Origin of the sequence: Paenibacillus fonticola DSM 21315 (assembly GCF_000381905.1) — a bacterium.
Lineage (GTDB): Bacteria > Bacillota > Bacilli > Paenibacillales > Paenibacillaceae > Fontibacillus > Fontibacillus fonticola.
Genome location: NZ_KB907245.1, coordinates 18,633 through 38,345 on the forward strand (window position 1 = coordinate 18,633; position 19,713 = coordinate 38,345).

The 19,713-nt window shown below is 48.9% G+C and carries 17 protein-coding genes; 3 read left to right on the plus strand and 14 right to left on the minus strand.

The window, feature by feature from the left end; all coding sequences use genetic code 11:
• Positions 1-4: 4 nt before the first annotated feature.
• The 7 genes from G358_RS0100065 to G358_RS29190 form a co-directional block, all read right to left on the minus strand.
• Entirely contained in the window at positions 5-1,240 is a 1,236-nt protein-coding gene (locus G358_RS0100065) for a restriction endonuclease subunit S (RefSeq protein WP_019635146.1), read from the minus strand.
• Positions 1,237-2,784 (minus strand): type I restriction-modification system subunit M, encoded by a 1,548-nt coding sequence (locus G358_RS0100070; RefSeq protein WP_019635147.1) that lies wholly within the window; start codon positions 2,782-2,784, stop codon positions 1,237-1,239. Before G358_RS0100070 ends, G358_RS0100065 begins: the two co-directional genes overlap by 4 nt.
• Positions 2,785-3,186: 402 nt before the next feature.
• Positions 3,187-4,725: a glutamine-hydrolyzing GMP synthase gene (gene guaA / locus G358_RS0100075; RefSeq protein ID WP_019635148.1), complete on the minus strand. Its 1,539-nt coding sequence runs from the start codon at positions 4,723-4,725 to the stop codon at positions 3,187-3,189.
• A gap of 77 nt (positions 4,726-4,802) precedes the next feature.
• Positions 4,803-7,187 carry a transglutaminase-like domain-containing protein gene (locus G358_RS29185; protein ID WP_019635149.1) on the minus strand — a complete coding sequence of 795 codons (2,385 nt, stop codon included), beginning with the start codon at positions 7,185-7,187 and terminating at the stop codon, positions 4,803-4,805.
• Positions 7,174-8,376, minus strand: coding sequence for a DUF58 domain-containing protein (locus G358_RS0100085; RefSeq protein ID WP_019635150.1), 1,203 nt, complete (start codon positions 8,374-8,376; stop codon positions 7,174-7,176). The genes G358_RS29185 and G358_RS0100085 overlap by 14 nt, the downstream gene beginning before the upstream one ends.
• The gene (locus tag G358_RS0100090) at positions 8,373-9,341 is read right to left on the minus strand and encodes an AAA family ATPase (protein ID WP_019635151.1); all 969 of its coding nucleotides are present in this window, start codon (positions 9,339-9,341) and stop codon (positions 8,373-8,375) included. The genes G358_RS0100085 and G358_RS0100090 overlap by 4 nt, the downstream gene beginning before the upstream one ends.
• A gap of 174 nt (positions 9,342-9,515) precedes the next feature.
• On the minus strand, positions 9,516-10,643 hold the full coding sequence (locus tag G358_RS29190) for a polysaccharide deacetylase family protein (RefSeq protein ID WP_276203550.1): 1,128 nt from the start codon (positions 10,641-10,643) through the stop codon (positions 9,516-9,518).
• Here G358_RS29190 and G358_RS33770 point away from each other — a divergent pair.
• On the plus strand, positions 10,594-10,839 hold the full coding sequence (locus tag G358_RS33770; protein ID WP_240479902.1) for a hypothetical protein: 246 nt from the start codon (positions 10,594-10,596) through the stop codon (positions 10,837-10,839). The genes G358_RS29190 and G358_RS33770 overlap by 50 nt on opposite strands.
• Positions 10,840-11,190: 351 nt before the next feature.
• Here the strand turns inward: G358_RS33770 and bcp are convergent, their stop codons facing one another.
• Complete coding sequence (gene bcp / locus G358_RS0100100) at positions 11,191-11,676, minus strand: thioredoxin-dependent thiol peroxidase (RefSeq protein ID WP_019635154.1); 486 nt, start codon at positions 11,674-11,676, stop codon at positions 11,191-11,193.
• Positions 11,677-11,813: 137 nt separating this feature from the next.
• Here bcp and G358_RS29200 point away from each other — a divergent pair, with 137 nt between their 5' ends.
• On the plus strand, positions 11,814-12,914 hold the full coding sequence (locus tag G358_RS29200) for an LCP family protein (protein ID WP_033403673.1): 1,101 nt from the start codon (positions 11,814-11,816) through the stop codon (positions 12,912-12,914).
• 143 nt (positions 12,915-13,057) lie between these two features.
• Complete coding sequence (locus G358_RS0100110; protein ID WP_019635156.1) at positions 13,058-14,371, plus strand: glutamate-1-semialdehyde 2,1-aminomutase; 1,314 nt, start codon at positions 13,058-13,060, stop codon at positions 14,369-14,371.
• Between the two features lie 189 nt (positions 14,372-14,560).
• Here G358_RS0100110 and G358_RS0100115 read toward each other — a convergent pair whose 3' ends face one another.
• The 6 genes from G358_RS0100115 to G358_RS0100140 form a co-directional block, all read right to left on the minus strand.
• The gene (locus tag G358_RS0100115; protein WP_019635157.1) at positions 14,561-15,871 is read right to left on the minus strand and encodes a stalk domain-containing protein; all 1,311 of its coding nucleotides are present in this window, start codon (positions 15,869-15,871) and stop codon (positions 14,561-14,563) included.
• A 128-nt stretch (positions 15,872-15,999) separates the two neighbouring features.
• Positions 16,000-16,254 (minus strand): hypothetical protein, encoded by a 255-nt coding sequence (locus G358_RS0100120; protein WP_019635158.1) that lies wholly within the window; start codon positions 16,252-16,254, stop codon positions 16,000-16,002.
• Between the two features lie 123 nt (positions 16,255-16,377).
• Complete coding sequence (locus tag G358_RS0100125) at positions 16,378-17,235, minus strand: inositol monophosphatase family protein (protein WP_019635159.1); 858 nt, start codon at positions 17,233-17,235, stop codon at positions 16,378-16,380.
• 209 nt (positions 17,236-17,444) lie between these two features.
• A complete protein-coding gene (gene fabI, locus G358_RS0100130) occupies positions 17,445-18,215 on the minus strand; it encodes an enoyl-ACP reductase FabI (RefSeq protein WP_019635160.1) in 771 nt (256 codons plus the stop codon).
• 124 nt (positions 18,216-18,339) lie between these two features.
• On the minus strand, positions 18,340-19,341 hold the full coding sequence (uvsE, locus tag G358_RS0100135) for a UV DNA damage repair endonuclease UvsE (RefSeq protein ID WP_019635161.1): 1,002 nt from the start codon (positions 19,339-19,341) through the stop codon (positions 18,340-18,342).
• The gene (locus G358_RS0100140; RefSeq protein WP_019635162.1) at positions 19,338-19,661 is read right to left on the minus strand and encodes a hypothetical protein; all 324 of its coding nucleotides are present in this window, start codon (positions 19,659-19,661) and stop codon (positions 19,338-19,340) included. Before G358_RS0100140 ends, uvsE begins: the two co-directional genes overlap by 4 nt.
• Positions 19,662-19,713 lie beyond the last annotated feature (52 nt).

Genomic DNA, 19,713 nt, shown 5'->3' on the forward strand with positions numbered 1-19,713 from the left:
ACTATTATTCTACCTCACTTTTGGGAAATGAAAGCAGCATATCACGATAGTATTCGTATTGTTTTTTACGCAACTCTATTTCACGAGGCAAACCCTCGGTAATGGAGGATGTGAGGGCGTCGAATTTGTCTAAAATAGATACGATCCGATCTTGTTCTTCAAAGGGTGGGATGGGGATTATTGTTTTACTCAAACCATTCGCATTAATCGCCGAGATTTTCCCCGAAGATATATGTTTTTTAATTTGATTATGAAATTGCTTGGTTCGTGTAAAGTATGAAACATATTTAGGATTCAAAGAACTTCTATACGAAAAACAAGCATCATGAATAGCAACCCCTGTATTACCAAGCCATGCAGTGCCTTTTCCAATATCTTCAATCGTTTCACCAGCAGCAACAATTACCACATCACCATAATCTGCAATTCTTAGCTTTGAAGCTAAATCATCACTAACGAACGATTTTGTTTTTTCCGCCCAGATATTATAATGCGTATACATTTCACCATAATGAATACATGGGAAACCCTCTGAAAGCATGTCGGTTTTTACAAATCTCTTGCCTCGTGTAAATTCGCCTACATCTCCCAACGTCTTCCACTCAACTTCACCCTCTTCAAAAGTTAACAACTTGTCACGGTAATAGGTATATTGCTTATTACGAGCTGTAAGTTCTGCTGTAAGCTCTGCTGTAAGCTCTGCTGTAAGCTCTGAGAAGGAGTCTAAAATACGGATGATTTCTTCTTGCACTTTAAGAGATGGAATGGGGATTTTGAACTCTTTGACCTTCGCATCAGAAATAGCTGGATATGCTGATCCACTTTGATTTTCTTCTACATACTTTTTAAATTCAGATGAAGTAATACAATGATAGATCCATTTAGGTAAAACTTCATTTATTCTGGCTCTTAAGATACAATAACCAGTGCTAGCAACTCCTCCGGAAAATTCTTCAGTAATCAAACAAACTCGTTGCTGGGTAGGCCGAGTTGTTGCAAAAATAACATCATTTTCTATTACTAATTTTTGGGCTCTGCTTGGTGCATCTTCGGCGGATATTTCAGTTGTCTCAATTATTCTGTTTGTTTCGCGACTAACTGAAGTTAAATCAATATACCGATAAGTATCCTTTGTCTCTCTCCACTTAATATTGGAAGTTGGTAATGTAACATCCCCTAATGCTTTCCACTCAACCTCAACCCCACCAAGTAGTTTCTTTATATAATTCGGCTTAATCACGATTCAATCACCTCAATAATGTCATCAATTTCAGCACGAAGTTGCTCTATCTTTGCTACAGTCGTTTTTATTTCTGCATTCAGCTGATTTATATCAATAACTTCCCTTGTGTCTTTTGCTTCCACATATGAGCTTACAGATAAGTTGTAATCATTTTGAACAATTGCATCATAATCAACGGATTTTGCAACATGGTCAACATCTTCTTTGCTGTCAAACATTTTCATGATTTGCTCAATGTGTTCATCTGTAAGTATGTTATTATTGGTTACTTTTTTATAGAAATCTGCGCCACTTGCATCAATAAATTGAGTTTTATTATCGGTTTTATGCTTAGAAAGAACCAAGATATTAACCGCTATGGAAGTTCCGTAGAAAAGATTAGGTGCTAATGCAATAACCGTTTCAACAAAGTTGTTATCAATTAGGTACTTTCTAATTTTTTTCTCTGCACCACCTCGGTAAAAAATACCAGGGAAACAAACGATAGCAGCACGACCTTTGCTTGAAAGGTAACTAAGCGAATGCAGAACAAAGGCAAAATCAGCTTTGGACTTTGGCGCTAATACGCCTGCAGGGGCAAATCTTTCATCATTAATAAGCGTTGGATCATCACTACCAATCCAACTTACGGAATAAGGTGGATTCGATACAATCGCATCAAAAGGTTTTTCATCTCCAAATTGAGGATCTAACAGTGTATTTCCTAGAGCAATATTAAATTTATCGTAGTTTATATTGTGTAAAAACATATTCATACGAGCAAGGTTATAAGTTGTATGGTTAATCTCCTGTCCGTAAAAACCATCTTCGATAATATGAGCATCAAACTGTTTTTTTGCTTGTAGTAAAAGTGAACCTGAGCCGGCTGCTGGGTCATAAATTTTATTAATGGAGGTTTGCTTGTGTATTGCCAATTGAGCAATTAACTTAGACACACTCTGCGGTGTAAAAAACTCCCCTCCAGATTTACCTGCATTGGCAGCATAATTAGAGATTAAAAACTCATAGGCATCACCAAAGAGGTCGATTTGACTATCTTCAAAATTGCCAAAATTAAGCCCTTCAACACCTTTAATGACAGCAGCTAAACGGCTGTTTTTATCCTTTACAGTATTGCCCAGTCTATTGCTTGTCGTGTCGAAGTCAGCAAATAATCCCTTAATATCTAGTTCAGATGGATAACCATTTGCTGAATTTTCAATAGCAGAAAATATAGCAGCCAAATCGGTATTCAAACTATCATTCGTGTTGGCGGTTTTCGCGATGTTAGCAAACAGTTGACTCGGATATATGAAATACCCTTTTGTTTTAATGGCATCCTCTTTGATTTCTTTCGTTATAATATCATCAGGAAGTTCTGCATACTTGATGCTTTCGTCTCCCGCTTCCATATAGCTAGAAAAATTCTCACTAATAAATCGATAAAAAAGCGTTCCTAAAACATATTGTTTAAAATCCCATCCATCTACTGAGCCACGGACATCATTGGCTATTTTCCAGATTTGAGATTGTAATTCGGCACGTTGTGTTGCACTTGTCATTTGTAAACCTCCAATTTTCCTTCTAACTTATATTGTTTACAGAAGCACTTCTAAAAAGCTTTATAGCCCCTTACCTATTCCAACAAACTTGTTCCACACTCTAGCCGTAAATCCTTTTATTCGACAGTCACTTACCATATCATACACCATGCCACCGTGGTGAAGCCGATCGATCAGAAATATACCTAAAGGAAATCCCTAGGCATCTTCACTATGTTTCGCGCATTCCATACACTCAACCGGCTAACGACTAAATAAAAACCCCCACCGACAATGATTCGGTGAGAGTTTTTGGCGACAATCTTGGAGACAATTCAAATGAATTTCGGTCTCCTAAATTCATTTGAGTTTTACTAATATGGCGTAAAATCAACGTTTTGGGATGTGTAAGGTGTCACTAGATTATTCCCACTCAATCGTCGCCGGTGGCTTCGATGTAATGTCATACACAATGCGGTTGACGTTATCCACCTCATTGACGATACGTACCGAGATTTTCTCGAGGATATCCCATGGAATGCGCGCCCAGTCGGCGGTCATACCGTCGATGGAAGTTACCGCGCGGATGCCCACAGTGTAGGAGTAGGTCCGGGCATCGCCCATAACTCCAACGCTCTTCATGTTCGGAAGCGCCGTGAAGTATTGCCAAATTTCGCGGTCAAGACCTGCCTTGGCGATCTCTTCACGCAGAATGTAGTCAGAGTCGCGGACGATTTTCAGCTTGTCCTCCGTAACTTCGCCCAATACGCGAATGGCCAGACCCGGTCCAGGGAACGGCTGTCTCCATACGATTTCCGACGGCAGGCCGCATTCCTCGCCCACTTTGCGAACCTCGTCCTTGAACAAAGCCTTCAACGGCTCAACGAGCTCGAACTTCATATCTTCAGGCAGGCCGCCGACGTTATGGTGAGACTTGATCGTCTGGGCCGTCGCCGTGCCGCTCTCTACGATATCCGTATACAGCGTGCCTTGAGCAAGGAATTTAAAGTCATCGAACTGCTTCGATTCTTCCTCGAATACATAGATGAATTCGTTGCCGATGATCTTCCGTTTCTGCTCAGGATCATCCACCCCGGCCAGCTTGGACAAGAAGCGCTCGCGCGCATCGATCTTGACGACTTTCATGTCGAATTTGCCAACGAAAGTTTCCATTACGCTCTCGGCTTCGCCTTTGCGCAGCAGTCCGTGGTCAATGAACATGCATGTCAGTTGGTCGCCGATCGCCTTGTGAATGAGCATCGCAACAACGGAGGAATCAACCCCGCCGCTCAATGCGCAAAGTACTTTGCTGTCGCCGACTTGAGCACGAATATCCTTAATCGTATCTTCGATGAACGTCTCCATGCTCCAGTTGCCTGCACATCCGCATACTTCATACAGGAAGTTGCGGATCATTTCGTTGCCACGCACGGAGTGGCGTACCTCCGGATGGAATTGGACGCCGTACAACCGGCGCTCCTTATTCGCGAATCCAGCGATCGGAGCATGCTCCGTCGATGCATCGACGACGAATCCCTCCGGCAGCTCTACGACATGGTCGCCATGGCTCATCCATACCGTTTGCTTCGACTCCAGGCCTTTTGTTAACGCCGAATTTTCTGCGAAGTTTACGTCTGCCTTCCCGTATTCGCGTTTAGCCGCACGTTCTACCTTTCCGCCGAGCGTGTGCGCCATCAATTGCATTCCGTAACAAATCCCAAAAATCGGTACACCGATGTCATAAACAGCAGGGTCGATTTGCGGTGCATTTTCTGCATACACACTGGAAGGACCGCCGGAGAAAACGATGCCCTTAGGGGCTATTTCCCGCAGTCGCTCTGCCGAAGTATTGTATGGCAACAATTCGCTGTATACACCCAAATCGCGAATTCTTCTTGCTATCAGCTGATTGTACTGCCCTCCAAAATCAAGAACGACAATCATTTCATTTGGCTTATTCATTACCGAGCCTCCCTCAATTCATGAACCTAATTATACGAAACGACAAAAGAAGTCGTCAAGAAAGTTCGGAAGACATCTTATCCACGGCGCAGAGCCAACTTCCGGCATATATCCAGAAAATTTTTGCTGTTTGTCCGGTCCGGGCGAAATCCCCCATAATAAATCATTTCCCAATTCGAGATAAACTCCTCCAACTGGCTGAAGTTTCTCAGCTGCTTTGCAGCGAGCAGTCCGGCATATTCCCTAGCCGTCATCGCTTCGGGCTTTCTCCCGTAAAGGCGGTATAGCTCTCGCCAGACCCGGTCAGCGGCATTCAACAGCAGGCTCCGATCAGGAAAGCCGTAACGGGGCTTTGTAAGCAGAACCCACAGTAAAAATAAATTTCGATAGGCAATCATGTCGCGGAAGCCTCGTGCTAAAACCCGCATCACAAACCATACTGCCGGCCCGCCTCCAAGCAAAACCGCCGTCCAGGCAACCGGTTCCTTTGTGAATGATGCCTGCAAATCGGCTGCAGCACGGTGCATAACGGCAATCACCGAGGCTGCCCGCTCCAGTATCCCCTGCAGTATATTTGCTGCCCATGGAGGCAAATCCCTCTGACCCTGATGCACTGCCAAACCCGTCATACCGGCCTCATATCCTGGTGTCGGATCGAATGTGATCCAGCCTTTTCCGGGAAAATAAACCTCGACCCATGCATGGGCATCGGCATAAGATACCGTATACAGGCTGTGATCCTGCTTGCTCTGCTCTCCGGGGGCGAAGCCTTTGACCCACCGGGCCGGAATATCGCTGCTGCGCAGCAAGACAACCATCGCCGTAGAAAAATGATCGCAATACCCCTGACGGTCAACGAACAGAAACCGGTCGACGAAATCTTCATTGGCCGGCGGAATGCTTGTGTTCAAACTGTAGGAGTAATGCTGCTTTAAATATTTTGCAACAGCCATTGCCGCATCATAACGGTTATCCGCGTCTTGAACCAGCGATGCGCTGAGCGTCCGAACGCGTTCAGGCAAACTATCCGGAAGCTGAACATATCGCTCTACAATTTGCACCGGATCTTCCCCCTGGACGTACCGCAAATCATTTCCGGCCGGGGGCTGCTGGCTAACGGTCAGTTCATAGCCCTGAATTCCTTCAGCAAGAGATACTCGTTCAATAAATATCGCATCCGAGTCAACATCGAACCTCGTATTCAGCGAAACGCCGATTAAATCCTTCGTAAATAGGCGCTCGACCTGAACGGGAAGCCCCCCGCTCATTAAAGGCCGGGTCCCGGATATCGGCTCTTTAAAAATGATCGTCTGCTTCATCTCCCGGCTGCTGTCCATCGTATCCCGCAGCCGGGGCGTCGGCACCTCATTACTGTAGACCTGCTCCGCGTCTCCATGGCGTATAGGCTGAATCCAGCCGCGTCCGGTATACACTCCTTTACTTTCCCCGCGCCAATAAGCCGCCATAGGCGACCTCGCCGTAAAATACGCCTCTCTCCGAAGCTCAAGCGGTGCTCCGAGTACATCATCGTCCCGTCCATAGCCCGATACGCTTGCAGCCGACAATTTCGCTGAGGCGAAGCGTTCCCCGGCGTTCCAGCTCTGGATCGTTTTCATTAAAGCTTGCAGCGGCTGTGGCCGCTCATGCTGAATCGGCAGCAAGCAGCTCAGGGCAGCAGCTGTCAGCACCAGGCCAAGGACAGCAGCGGAGGCTGACGCTTTCCAAATATTGTGCCCAAGGTATGGAGAGCGCAAATGTATATACCCTTCTTCCCGCAAGTACATTGTGAATACGAGGCTTTGGATCAGCAGGCCGATTCCGGCCGCACGTACTATATTCCAGAATACATGAGCATCGAACACGACTTCCAGCGTCAATAAATAAATTACGGCAAGCGAGAGAAACAGCAAAATGGTTTGCCTGCCTATAGCCAGCATCTGCACGGAGACGACCAGCAGAGCCCATCCGCATAACAGTAATAGCATCCGCGTCTCTGCGCTCACCTGATTAAGCCTTCCCGAATGCAGTACTTCTTTCAAGTCGTGGATCCACAGTTCACTGTAGCCGTTAAACCAATGAAGTCCCTCATGAATTCCAAACAAATAATACAAGGCACCGGCAATGAGCATGAAGCTCAGCATGAGATGCAGCCATGATGCCAAACGAAGACAGCCCACAATTAGCAGGGCACCTGTAAATATTAATAAAGTGCCAATCCTTCCTCTCTCTTGTTCTATCACAATAGAATAGAGAGGATACAAACATTCGCCAAACAGCAAAAATAATAGTAAGGAAAGCGCACTTCTTTGCACCCGGCTTCTGATCGGCCCGTGTCGATCGTAATGAGCGAATTCAGCGAATTCAGCAGATTGAGCAGAATTAGCAGTAGCGGATTCAGCGGAAGCTTCGGCGGCGCCCGATGCGGAATAAACCGAAGTTCCCTCCGTTCTAAGCGATGACATGCTCATTACCTCCTGTCGCCATCTTCGATTTTGACGAGGCATAAGGCAGGAGGTAAGTTATTTGAATCCCGCGCGATCCAAGCTGTGCTAGCATTTCGTCAGCCGCGTTGCTGACCTTTGGTCCAGCGTGCCACAAATTCAAGGACGCTCCAGCATCAGCCATTTGCAAAACTTTTGCAACCAGAGGGGAGGTCAAGTAACCGGTGATCACCGTAATCCGCTGTCCAGGAACAAGATTAATTCCACGCCGTATCAATGCCGGGATCCTATCGGAAGTATTTTTAACAATTCGGGCTTTCGCCAACATTTCCAGTCCGCTAAAGAGCCCTTCTTTTCCGGCAATTTGAAGACCGTAATGCTCCATACCCAGGTAAAAATACAGCTCCCCAGTGCCAGCGCTCTCCTGATGCAGCCAGGCTGCCGCTGCCGATATAGCGATTTCAAAAGTGTCCGGACAATAGGATTTCTCGTTCGTATCAAGCAGCAGGCTGGGGGGATTTTCCTGTCTTTCATCCGGGAGCCGCGTAATCAGTGATCCACTGCGAGCAGAGCTTTTCCAATGGATGCGTCCAAGAGGATCTCCTAATTCATATTTTCTTAATCGGCTGTCTCCAGCTAAAACTTCATTTGAATAGATTGGCTTTCCTAATCTGTCATTCTCCTCGCAACCTTTTAACGCAGATGAAGATAAGCCTTGCAGCGGGAGGGGCTGAACAAGAAGCTTATCCGTTCCTCTAACCTGCAGACCGCCGGTGAACCAGCCGAAGAAATCACCCCAAACGATCTTTGTGGCCCCTTCGGCATATAAGCCTCGCGACATTCCGTTCAGCCGATATTTACCGGTATGCTCGCGCTTGAACCCGGTGAAGAGCAGCCGGCCGCCCTCCTCTTCTTCACCAGCTATATGATCCTGAACCCGCAGCCAGAGCGGAGGCATTCCGCCAGCTAAACTGACTGCAATCGTAACTTCAATCTCTTCCCCATCATAAGGGGAAATGGGATGCCAAGTCCGCCTAACAACCGCCTGCCTCGGCCCGCTCAACTGGATGAATCCGCCGATGGCAATAATGAACAGCGCCAGCAGGAGGAGAAACAGCGAAGCTGCTCCGCCCTTCCAGGCGTATAGAGCAGCAAGACAACCGGTTACTATGACAGCAGCAAACCAACTCCTCCATCCGCCGCCCGTCATGACGATACTCCCGGTACTTGGTGAAATAAAGAAATATTGCCCTGTGACAGCAGTTCAGTGACGATATTCTCCCCTTGTAAACCCGATAATCTCGCTTCTGCCGTAAGCGCCAGACGATGAGACAGCACCGGGGCTGCCACGCCTTTCACATCGTCCGGGATGACGTACGTCCTCCCTTTATAATAGGCCATCGCTTGGGACGCCCCCATCCAGGCCAATGTTCCGCGCGGGCTAATTCCAAGCGCTATGCGAGGATGACGACGCGAGGCTGCGGCAACTGCTACCAGATACTGTTTAATCCGGTCATCAACGAGAACCTTTCTCACTTGACGCTGCATCTGAGCAACCTCTTCCAGCAGAAGCAGAGGACGGATCTCCTCGGTGAATTTCCTCTCCTGCATGCGATTCAGCATCTCTATCTCCTGTTCCGGCTCCGGATAACCCAGGGTGATGCGCATTAAGAATCGGTCCAGCTGTGCCTCCGGAAGACGATAGGTTCCCTCATATTCCAATGGGTTTTGTGTCGCCAGCAGCAGAAATGGGGCTGGCAGCGGATAGGTCGTGCCATCCACCGTCACTTTGTGCTCCTCCATCGCCTCCAGCAGGGCGGACTGGGTTCGCGGAGCAGCCCGGTTAATTTCATCCGCAAGAACGATATGAGCCATGACCGGACCGGGACGAAATTCAAATTGCCCTGTCTGGGGGCGATAAACCGATACGCCCGTTACATCGGACGGCATCAGGTCCGAGGTAAATTGAATTCGGCCGAACGTGCCGCCAAGGCAGGCGGCGAGTGTGCGAACGAGCAGCGTTTTGCCGACGCCTGGCACATCCTCTAGCAGGAGGTGACCGCCATATAAAAGGCAGACAACTGCAAGTTCGATCTCTTCTCTTTTTCCTGTAATTACGCTATCTACCCGGTTAACCAGCTTTCCGAGCAGATCTACCGAAGATTCATGCATCATTTCTCTTCTAACCTCCATTTCCGGCAACCATTCTACGAATCATTGTCGCCAGAAACTACCGGAAATAGACGTCGATGAGAGAATGTCATATTACATAGGATTCGCTGATTAGCTGACTCACTGCATCGATTCATTATATTGATTGATTCACTTCATTGACTCATTGCATCTGCTTTACAACGCCCGCACCCTTCTCTCGTCCTGATTGACTGTGACTGACAAAACGTCATGCCCCGCCGCCTCAAGCAAGCTGCGCAGCGGCAGCCATATGAGGCCGTTTTTTCTGTCCAGGGTGACGGTTGATTCGACTGCAGCCGAGCCTTTCGCTTCAATTCTCATCGTTCCCTCGACGGTATGAATCGTAATAATCGCATCTCTCCACGATACAACAGCAGCTTGTTCCTTATCATTCCATCTCACCTCTGCTCCAAGCCGCTCCATCAATGTCCGGAGAGGCACTCTGTACTGGCTATCGCGAAGCTCATATTCCCCCGTTTCAAGCCGTGTTTCCACATTGCCTGCCTCAACGAATAATGGAGACCCGGACATGAATAGCGCTGCATTCGGCACAACGTGCGTCTGGATCCAGGCACTGGAAGGCACCGGACGCTTGCTGTTCTTCATAGAAGGTGCTACGGCAAATTGAACCGGGGAATCATCCGGAGTAAGAGCGCGGAATTCATATCCCCGCGATTTGTAAAACTCGATAATTTTCGGCAGTGCTTTTACCGTCTGCTCATGGCCTGCACCGTCATGCATGAGGACGTTCATGGATTGCCCCTGTTTGGCAGAAGTGATGTTTTCTAATATTTCCGAAGCCGGCACTCCTTTGCGCTTGGAGTCTCCGCTGTCCAAATTCCAATCGAAAACTTTGTAACCGCCCTGCTCCAGTAAATTGAAATAATTTTTATCAAAATGACCGTACGTCCCCCCTGGTGCCCTGACAAGCGGGGTACGCGATCCGGTAATTTTTCTTAGCACTTCTTCCGTTTCCTTGATCTGTGACCAGAACTCTCCGAAGCTGCTGTACAATGCATCATACTTATGATTATAGGTATGATTGCCGATGGCATGCCCTGCCTCATTGATCCGGTTCACAACCTCCGGATAACGCTTTGCCTGCTCTCCGAGCAAAAAAAACGTAGCAGGCACGTCGGCGCGGCGTAAAATGGCCAGTACCTCGTCCGTCAGCTTGCTTGGGCCGTCATCAAACGTAAGATAAACCACCTTGCTGTTCTCTTGTGATTTTAAGGTGGCGGCAGCCGATACAGCAGCGGATGGACCTGAGGCTAAGATTGATATGGAGGTTGATGTTGGGGTTGTTGATCCTGCTGTTGATGTTGATGACGTTGATACTGATGGTGTTGTTGGTGTTGGTGCTGTTAATACTGTTGACACTGATGGTGGTGTTGTTGAGGTTGTTGATGGTGTTGTTAGTAAAGCTGATATGAAAGTTGAAGTTAAGGTTGTGTCGGCAAGCGAATCAGCCCCGTTGTGAACACGGGATTCAGGCGCAGAGCTCGGTCCGGGCTTGGCAATTCCGGCATCTATCCATGCTGGGGAGGAAGAGGCCGCAGGGACAGCCGCCACATTCACCGGGGACTGGGCGGCAGCCTCTGGCCATACATTCTGTGTTTCCGCAAACGGAACAACAGCAACGAATAAAGTAATAACAACTACTACAAAGATCATGCGACCGAGCATGAGACCGGATATCCATTTATTATTCATATCGATTCTACCTCCGCCGTTTATATCAATTCTTTTGGCTTCTGGTAGATTATATGAACACGTTATGAAAAAAAGACTACGAGGCACAAACTATTATCAAACTGAAACGGCGCCAACCTCACTTTTTCCGGGAATGGTCCTTCAATGCCTCCAGCACCTTGCCGATATGCCCTGCTACTCGTATGCCGCGCCATTCTTGCAGCAGCCTGCCCTCCTCATCGATGAGGAAAGTCGAACGAACGATCCCTTCATACTCACGGCCATACATTTTTTTGAGCTGCCATACTCCGAACTGACGGCTGACACTGTGGTCCTCATCTGCAAGCAGCGGAAAAGACAACCCATGCTTAGCAATGAATTTATCATGCGACTTTACAGAGTCGCCGCTGATTCCCAGCACAACCGCACCATGCTTTTGCAAAACTTCACTCTGATCGCGGAATTCGCAAGCCTGCTGGGTACAGGCTGGCGTCATATCTCTCGGATAAAAATATAAAATGACCTTGCGGCCGCGATATTGGCTTAAGGAAATCTCTTCCCCCCCGCTGGCAGGAAGCCGGAAATCAGGGACAAGCTGCCCCACTTGCACTTCATTATTAATCATTTTGTAAAAGCTCCTCTCCTTGCGTTCATAAATACGAAAATTGATTGTACCTACAAAAGAAATTATAATGGATGGGTATGTGTAACATCCAATATGAAAACGGTTTTCATCGTTATCCCCTGAAAGGAACGAATATTATGACGAAACGAACAAAACGCACGATTATCTGGTCAATTACCGGGGTTCTGGCCGCTATTATCGCCGTGGCGGCTTATTATTTCATCGCCATATACAACCAAGTAGAGCAATTTCAGAAGAAAGGCGAGGATTCCCCTTTTTATAAGGTACAGCCGGTGGAAACCAAGAAGGAAGCCGAACCTCCGAAATGGGAAGGGACGGAGCGAGTCAACATTTTGCTTATGGGCGTAGACGCCCGGGGGCTCAAGAAAGGCGAAATCCCCCGCTCTGATACAATGCTGGTCGCTTCTATTGACCCTGTGGAGAAAAAATCCTATCTATTCTCTATTATGCGTGATACGTATTTAAAAATACCTGAACACGGCTCCGACCGGATCAATGCGGCGATCACCTACGGGCCGAACACTGCGATGCAGACGGTATCCGAACTGCTTGGCATACCGATTCAGTATTACGTCTATACCGATTTCCAAGGGTTTATCGAGCTCGTGGATGCCATCGGCGGCGTCGACTTCTATGTAGAGAAGGATATGCGCTATACAAGTAAAGCCGATAAGCACGAATTCGATATTAATTTGAAAAAAGGGCAGCAGCACCTCGACGGAGATGCCGCCCTGCAATACGTCCGTTTCAGGCATGATGCCTTGTCCGATTATTCGCGTACCGAACGTCAGCGCAACTTCATTAAAGCGGTGGCCGAGAAGATGATCTCGACAACTTCGCTAATGAAGCTTCCGACGATTTTGGAAAAAGTAAATCCGTACGTTGATACGAACCTTACAGTCAATGACATGTGGAAACTGGCGACGATCGGCTATGACAGCCAAATGACCGCCAGTGAGCAAATCCCGCCGATGAATCTGCTGATAGAGAAAAAAATCGGGGGCTCCGACGTGATTGTCGTCCGCAGCGAGGAACAGCTCAAAGAATACGTACAAGAAGTGTTCAGCAGAACGAATGAACCGGAAGACAACTCCGATAGTGATAATTCAACTGACGACACGGGAAGCAAATCCGGTGCTGCCGGAGGACCTGCGGCTGCCGGCAATTCTTCGAGCAATAAAGCGGAAGCGGCAGATTCCGGGGTGCCCCGTCTGTAATTGTACGGCGGAAGGCGGAATGAATAATATGCCATTGACCCAAGCTTTGACACTTGACGTGGACAATTAGGCGTTAACAACAGCAATTGACGTCAGGCGTCGAAGCCAACCGTTAACACCATTTGAAAGGAAGTTATGACCTCATGAACCGGATTCAATCAGAACGTTTATACGAAGAAGCACTCAAGCATATTGTCGGTGGCGTCAACAGCCCCTCCCGCTCGTTTAAAGCGGTTGGGGGCGGGGCGCCCGTTTTTATGAACAAAGCGTCGGGCTCCCATTTTTGGGACGTAGACGGCAACCGCTATGTCGATTATTTAGGCGCGTACGGCCCGATCATTACCGGCCATGCCCATCCCCATCTGACCCGGGCGATTCAGGAAGCCGCTGCAAACGGAACATTATACGGTACGCCAACGGAGCTGGAAATCAAGCTGGCAAAAATGCTGAAGTCCCAGATTCCTTCAATGGACAAGGTCCGTTTCGTCAACTCCGGCACCGAAGCGGTAATGACAACGATCCGTGTTGCCCGTGCCTATACTAAAAGAAATAAGATCATTAAATTCGCCGGCTGCTACCATGGTCATTCCGACCTCGTGCTCGTGGCGGCTGGATCGGGGCCTTCCACGCTCGGCATTCCCGACAGCGCGGGCATCCCGACCAGTATCGCCCACGAGGTGATCACCGTACCGTTTAACGATGCCGGAGCGCTTCAGGCCGCCCTGAACAAATGGGGCGACGATGTTGCGGCGGTAATGGTCGAGCCGATTGTCGGCAACTTCGGCATGGTCATGCCCAAGGAAGGCTTTCTGGAGGAATTGTGCAGGCTCGCCCGCCAGTACGGCGCCCTTGTCATCTACGACGAGGTGATCACCGCCTTCCGCTTCCATTACGGCTCGGCCCAGACGTTTACCGGCCTCGCCAATCACGAGGCGATCCGGCCCGACTTGACCGCGCTGGGAAAAATCATCGGCGGCGGTCTGCCGATCGGCGCATACGGCGGTACGAAGGAGGTCATGGAGCAGGTTGCCCCGCTCGGCCCGGCCTATCAGGCCGGTACCATGGCCGGTAACCCAGCCTCCATTTCCGCCGGAATCGCCTGCCTGGAAGTGCTCCAAGGCGCAGGCGTTTACGAGGAAATGGAACGGCTTGCCGTCAAGCTGACGGACGGCCTGGCCGATTCCGCCCGCCGCAGCGGCGTCCCGCTCACGATCAATCGGATCGCCGGGTCGTTCTCAACACATTTCTGCGATCACCCGGTTACAAACTATGAAGAGGCGCAAAATACGGATAGTGAAATGTTCGCTGCCTTTTTCCGGGCGATGCTGAATCGGGGAGTCAACCTTGCGCCTTCCAAATACGAGGCCTGGTTCTTGACGACAGCTCATACCGATGAAGACATCGATTTCACACTCGACGCTGCGGAAGCATCCTTCCGCGAAATCGCAGCCCAATAAAATCAGCTTGCATACAACCAAATTCATATGCAGCAATAACTTATCTATCTCGTCGTAAAAGAAGGACGGTTCCCGCATTCAATGAACTGCTTCTCACAAAACAGGTTTTATTTTACCTGCACTTGTAAGGGAGCATATCACAAGCGGGGCCGCCCTTTTTAATTTAAATGATAGCTGATGCCGGAACGCTTATAAATTTATAAATACCGTCTTGGTCTTTTCTACATATTGCACATCCAAACCTAATCCTTGCGCAAGCAGGGCCAGCGGAACATAAGTTTTCGATTCCTGGCCGATTTTGTTCAAAAAGGCCGGACTCGCCGTTGGCACGGATTTCCCTCCCGTTACAATTGTGCTGGAGCCGACCGGAATGACGACCTTTCGTCCGCCGTATGTAACCGTAGCTGTGCTGCTGCGATTATCCCATTGGGATTCCGCACCAATCGCATCTGTAATATCTTTAATGGCCAGGAAGGTCTGATTGTTCCGAAGCACCGGCTTATAGGGCGTCTGCAGCTTCTTACCTTTTATGACGACGTTAACGGGCACTCCGTCCCGCAAAGCTTCTGTCTCGCGATAGCTCCCCCACACTTCCTTGGCCACAACTTTGGCAATCGCTTCATAGCCCGCCTGATTAGGATGAATATCACCTCCGGGGAAAATGTGAGTAAACACAATCTCCCGCCCCTTAAACACCTCAGCCACATGCGCTGCCTTTACCAGTTTGCCCAATGTAGTGAATTCGGCCGCAATCCCTTCTACTGCCCCCGTAAAGCTGTTTGCCGCGCTCTGCAGTTGGCTGTAGATGGTCCCTCCGATTATTTTCGGTATAGGCTGATATTGATCCATCAAAATAATTTGCGCTTCTGGATTTATTTCATTGAGAGCCCGGATTACTTCTCGAACGTTAAAAATATAGGCATTCAGCAGATCTTCTCCCTTGGCTTCTATCTCAGCGATACTGTAATCATAATCATCCACATCTGAAATCAGCTGATACAGATCATTGCCGCCAATCGTAATCGTAATCAGATCCGCCCGTTCGATATTCGCTCTCGCCTCGGCAATTTCCGATGCCAGCACAGATATTCGAGGATCTGGCACTCCTCGCTGGATCGCCTCGGCCTTCACTGGTTTACCGCTCCCAATCGCGGTTACGTAATTTTTCAGTCCTTCGCTGGTCAGACCCAAGATGCCGTAGTTAAACGTCTTTGTCCGCCCGTAGTACAGGCCCTGCTCCCTCAAACGCTCCACATAGCCGTAAGGAGTGCTTTGCGCGGTCATTCCCGGCTCATAGCCAGCACTAATGGAATCGCCAAGGGCAACGATATTGTAATCCTTCTGGCGTACGGCAATCGGTAAAGCTTGCTCGCCGCGGGCCTTCTCTGCCGCCAGAAGCGCGGATGCCCCGGCCAGGATATTTGCCGGAAAAGAAAGCAGCAGCGCGAATACAAGCAACCCTGTCAGAGCGTGGCATATACCGTATTTATTTTTGAACAATTTCAACTCAACTCCTCGTCACACAAAAAGCCGGTGTAACAACCAAATCCAGCCGGCTTCACACTTGCACTGCTATTTGGCCGGACCGATGCGGAACAGCCACGTTTAGCAAAAAACAAGGGCCCGAATTAATCAGAGCCCTTCCCGCCACGTCCTGATTTCTTTAAATACTCATCGTAGCGGCCATCAAGCTCTTTGGCCATGCTCCGATACTTGATGGTTTCCTCTACGATCGGATCAAGCTCCGTCTGAATACGGATTTCGTATTTGTATGGAAGACTTTTGCGGCCTTCCTCAAGACGTTCTTCTTCGCTCTTCTCTTCGGCATCGCTTAGCAGCCCGCTAAGCTCTTCCTCCAAACGCTTCTCGTTATTTTCACTCATTCTGGGACACCCTTTCATCGTTGGATTACCAATGTACTAAGGAATTTCAGAACTAGTGTCTGCTAACAACGGCTCCAGCTATCCTCCGACACGGAAAATAAAGTTTGCCAGAAAGCGTAATACTTACTTCAAAATGCCAGTAGCCTCTGCTGCCTTTAAGGATTCGAGCATTTCACCGTGAATTTTGCCGTTTGTGGCCACAAGATGCTTCACGCCGAGATGATAGGGATTTCCCTCCGTATCCGTCACGGTTCCTCCCGATTCCTTCACCAGCAAGGCACCTGCCGCCACATCCCATACATTCAGCCCGATTTCATAATACCCGCTAAGACGTCCTGCTGCTACATAAGCAAGATGAAGCGCGGCCGAGCCACCGGCTCTTATACTGCGTGTCTGCATGGCAAGCGCGTTAATGCCCTTCATATTCGTTGGCAGGGCAAATTGGCGGTCCGGATTAAAGCCAACGGCTACTACGCTGCTGGACAGATCCGCATCCTCCGATACGTGGGTCGGGTTGCCGTGCACGTATGCCCCTTTCCCTTTCTCGGCCACAAACAACTCATCACGGAGCGGATCATAAATCACACCGACGACCACTTCGCCTCGATAAGCCAATGCGAGCGATACGCAGAAGAATGGAAAGCCATGTACGAAATTAGTCGTGCCATCTACCGGATCCACGATCCACAAATAGTCCGAAGTACTCGCTTTGGCCAAAGCTTCCGCTGAAGCATCGGCGCCTGGCGGCATACCTTCTTCCCCCAATATTTCATGATCGGGAAAATGAGTAAGAATCAGCTTGCGGATCATTAGCTCCGCACCCTTATCCACATCCGTCACCAAATCCTGTGGGGATAGCTTCGTATCGAGTTGCTTATACGTGCCAAGCCTGCTCTTAATCCATTCACCAGCTTTGGAGGCCGAGTTAATAGCTACAGCTGTCGGACTTTTACTGCCCACCACGTTGTCGTTTGGTTCCACTAATGTTCACTCTACTTTCTATCTTAATCTTGTAATCTGCTCTTGATAAAACTATACGCCTTGAGGATCATAAAGTTGCATCCTTTTACCCCGCCCTGACTGCAATCGGGCAGCTTGACCGAAATGTCCTTCCTTATGCAAAAAGCCCGTAACCAGCACAGGACAAGCACCTGACAGCCGGGAACGAACTTTCCTTATCATGTAAGCAATTATGCACCGACGATGTTGTATCCGCCGTCGACAAATATAACTTCTCCAGTAATACCGCGAGACAGGTGACTGAGCAGGAACATTGCCGTATCGCCCACTTCTGCGGTTTCTGTCGTTTTGCGCAGAGGTGCTTTCTCTTCAACCTGCTTCAAAATCGAGTTGAAATCGCTGATGCCTTTAGCAGCGAGCGTACGGATGGGTCCGGCAGAAATCGCATTTACACGGATATTCTTCGGTCCAAGATCGTTCGCTAAATAGCGGACAGAAGCTTCCAGAGCTGCTTTGGCTACACCCATAACGTTATAGTTGCGCATGACACGCTCTGACCCCATATAAGTCATCGTCATAATGCTGCCGCCTTCTGTCATGAGCGGGGCAAGACGCTTTGATACGGCCACGAGCGAGTATACGCTAATATCGTTGGCCAGCGCAAAACCTTCACGGGACGTGTCCGCAAATTCTCCCGCCAAATCCTCCGCCTTCGCAAAGGCAATGCTGTGTACAACGCCATGCAGCACGCCGAATTCACCTTTCAGCGTATCGGCCAGTCTATCGATTTCCTCATCGACAGTGACGTTACATGGAAGAATAAGCGAGTTAGGAATCGTTTCGGCCAGCTTGCGCACCCGGCCCTCCACGCGCTCACTCTCGTATGTAAACGCCAAGCGGGCACCCTGTTCAGCCAAGCTTTGAGCAATCGCCCATGCGATGCTGCGATCGTTGGCAACGCCCATTACAATAATATTTTTACCTGCCAGTAATTCTCCCATAGTAGAACCTACCTCCAACTAACACTGTATTTTTGTTTACTTCATTTTGCTCAGCTTATATTGCTGTTTCTTATTTTTGTTCAACTTACCTTATTTCGGCTGCTTTTTCAAGCAATAACCGGCGTTAAGGGACAATTCGGACACATGCTTCATTCAAAATATGAACTCCGTCGCCCTCATATTGACGCAGGTCCTCCATCAGCTTAAAAAGGGCGCCATCCTTCAATTTCGCTTCGAGCATCACATCAATCCGATCGGTTGAAGCTGCGATCGAACGTAGAAAATCAAGCAAAGGTGAAACGTTGACATGGTCTGCATGCCCTCTGGGGTCGCTCATGCTTTTGGGACTAGAGGCGTGAATTTTCGGCGGAAGCGGCTCTTCTCCTTGTGAATCCGCCTGTGCAAATGGCGACTGCCACGTATTCATTATACGCGGCCACAAGTCCGTCGGTTGTTCTCCCTCATTGTTCACCCACTGATGATGAATATCGAGCACCATCGGTATTCCGAGCGACTCACACAGCGCAAGCGTCTCTGGAGCATTAAACGTCTTATCGTCGTTCTCGAAGGTCAGCCTCTGCTTAATACGGCTTGGGAGAGACGCAACATTCTCTTTAAAGCGGCCGGCGGCCGACTGCTTATCTCCATATGCACCGCCAACGTGAATGTTGTTCTTCGCCCGTGCGTCCAAGCCCATCGCATCGAGCATCGCCACATGATGGCAAAGATCGCGGATGGAGCTTTGCAGCACCTCCGGACGCGGCGTGCTTAGCACCGTAAAGTGATCCGGATGAAACGAAACGCGCATGCGATGCTGTTTAACATAATCACCTACGGCTTTAAAGGATGCTTCGAGCGCATTGTACGGGTCCCAATCCACTAAAGCTTCGTGCGTCGCCAACGGCAACAGCTTGGAGGAAAAGCGGTAGACCTTAATATCATTCGCCTCGTTATGCCGCAATAGCCGGAGCGTATTGTGCAAATTTTCCGCCGAGATCGCCTCCAAACGGCGTATAGCTGCCGCTCGGTCACTCAGACCGCTGAACGTCTTGTAAGTCATAGTTTTGGATGGAGAAGCGTTCTTTACGACCGTTGACATGGCTACGTATCCGAAGCGAACAATCAAATGGAGTCCACATCCCCGAAGAACATTTCATGCGCAAGCGCTGTCTGCACAGCAGATTCCTGCTCTGTCAATTGACGAACAAGCTGCAGTTCCACCGATGTCACTTCATCTCCGTTAAAATTAATTTCCGATACGCAGGCGGTAATTTTGACGATCGCCACAGCCTTGTTATCCGGTGAATAAGCAATCACCTTTTGCCCGGTTGGGTACACCCGCAGCCCTTCCTTGAGCATTTTTCCGCGCCCATACTCGAGAAGCTCATAAAGCTCCTGCTCCTTCTTGAATTTACATACTGAATTGAATTCGGTTTGAAAGCCCATAGCTCTACTTCCTTTCCATCTCCGTAATCGTTCGCCGCCCATTCTGCCTGGA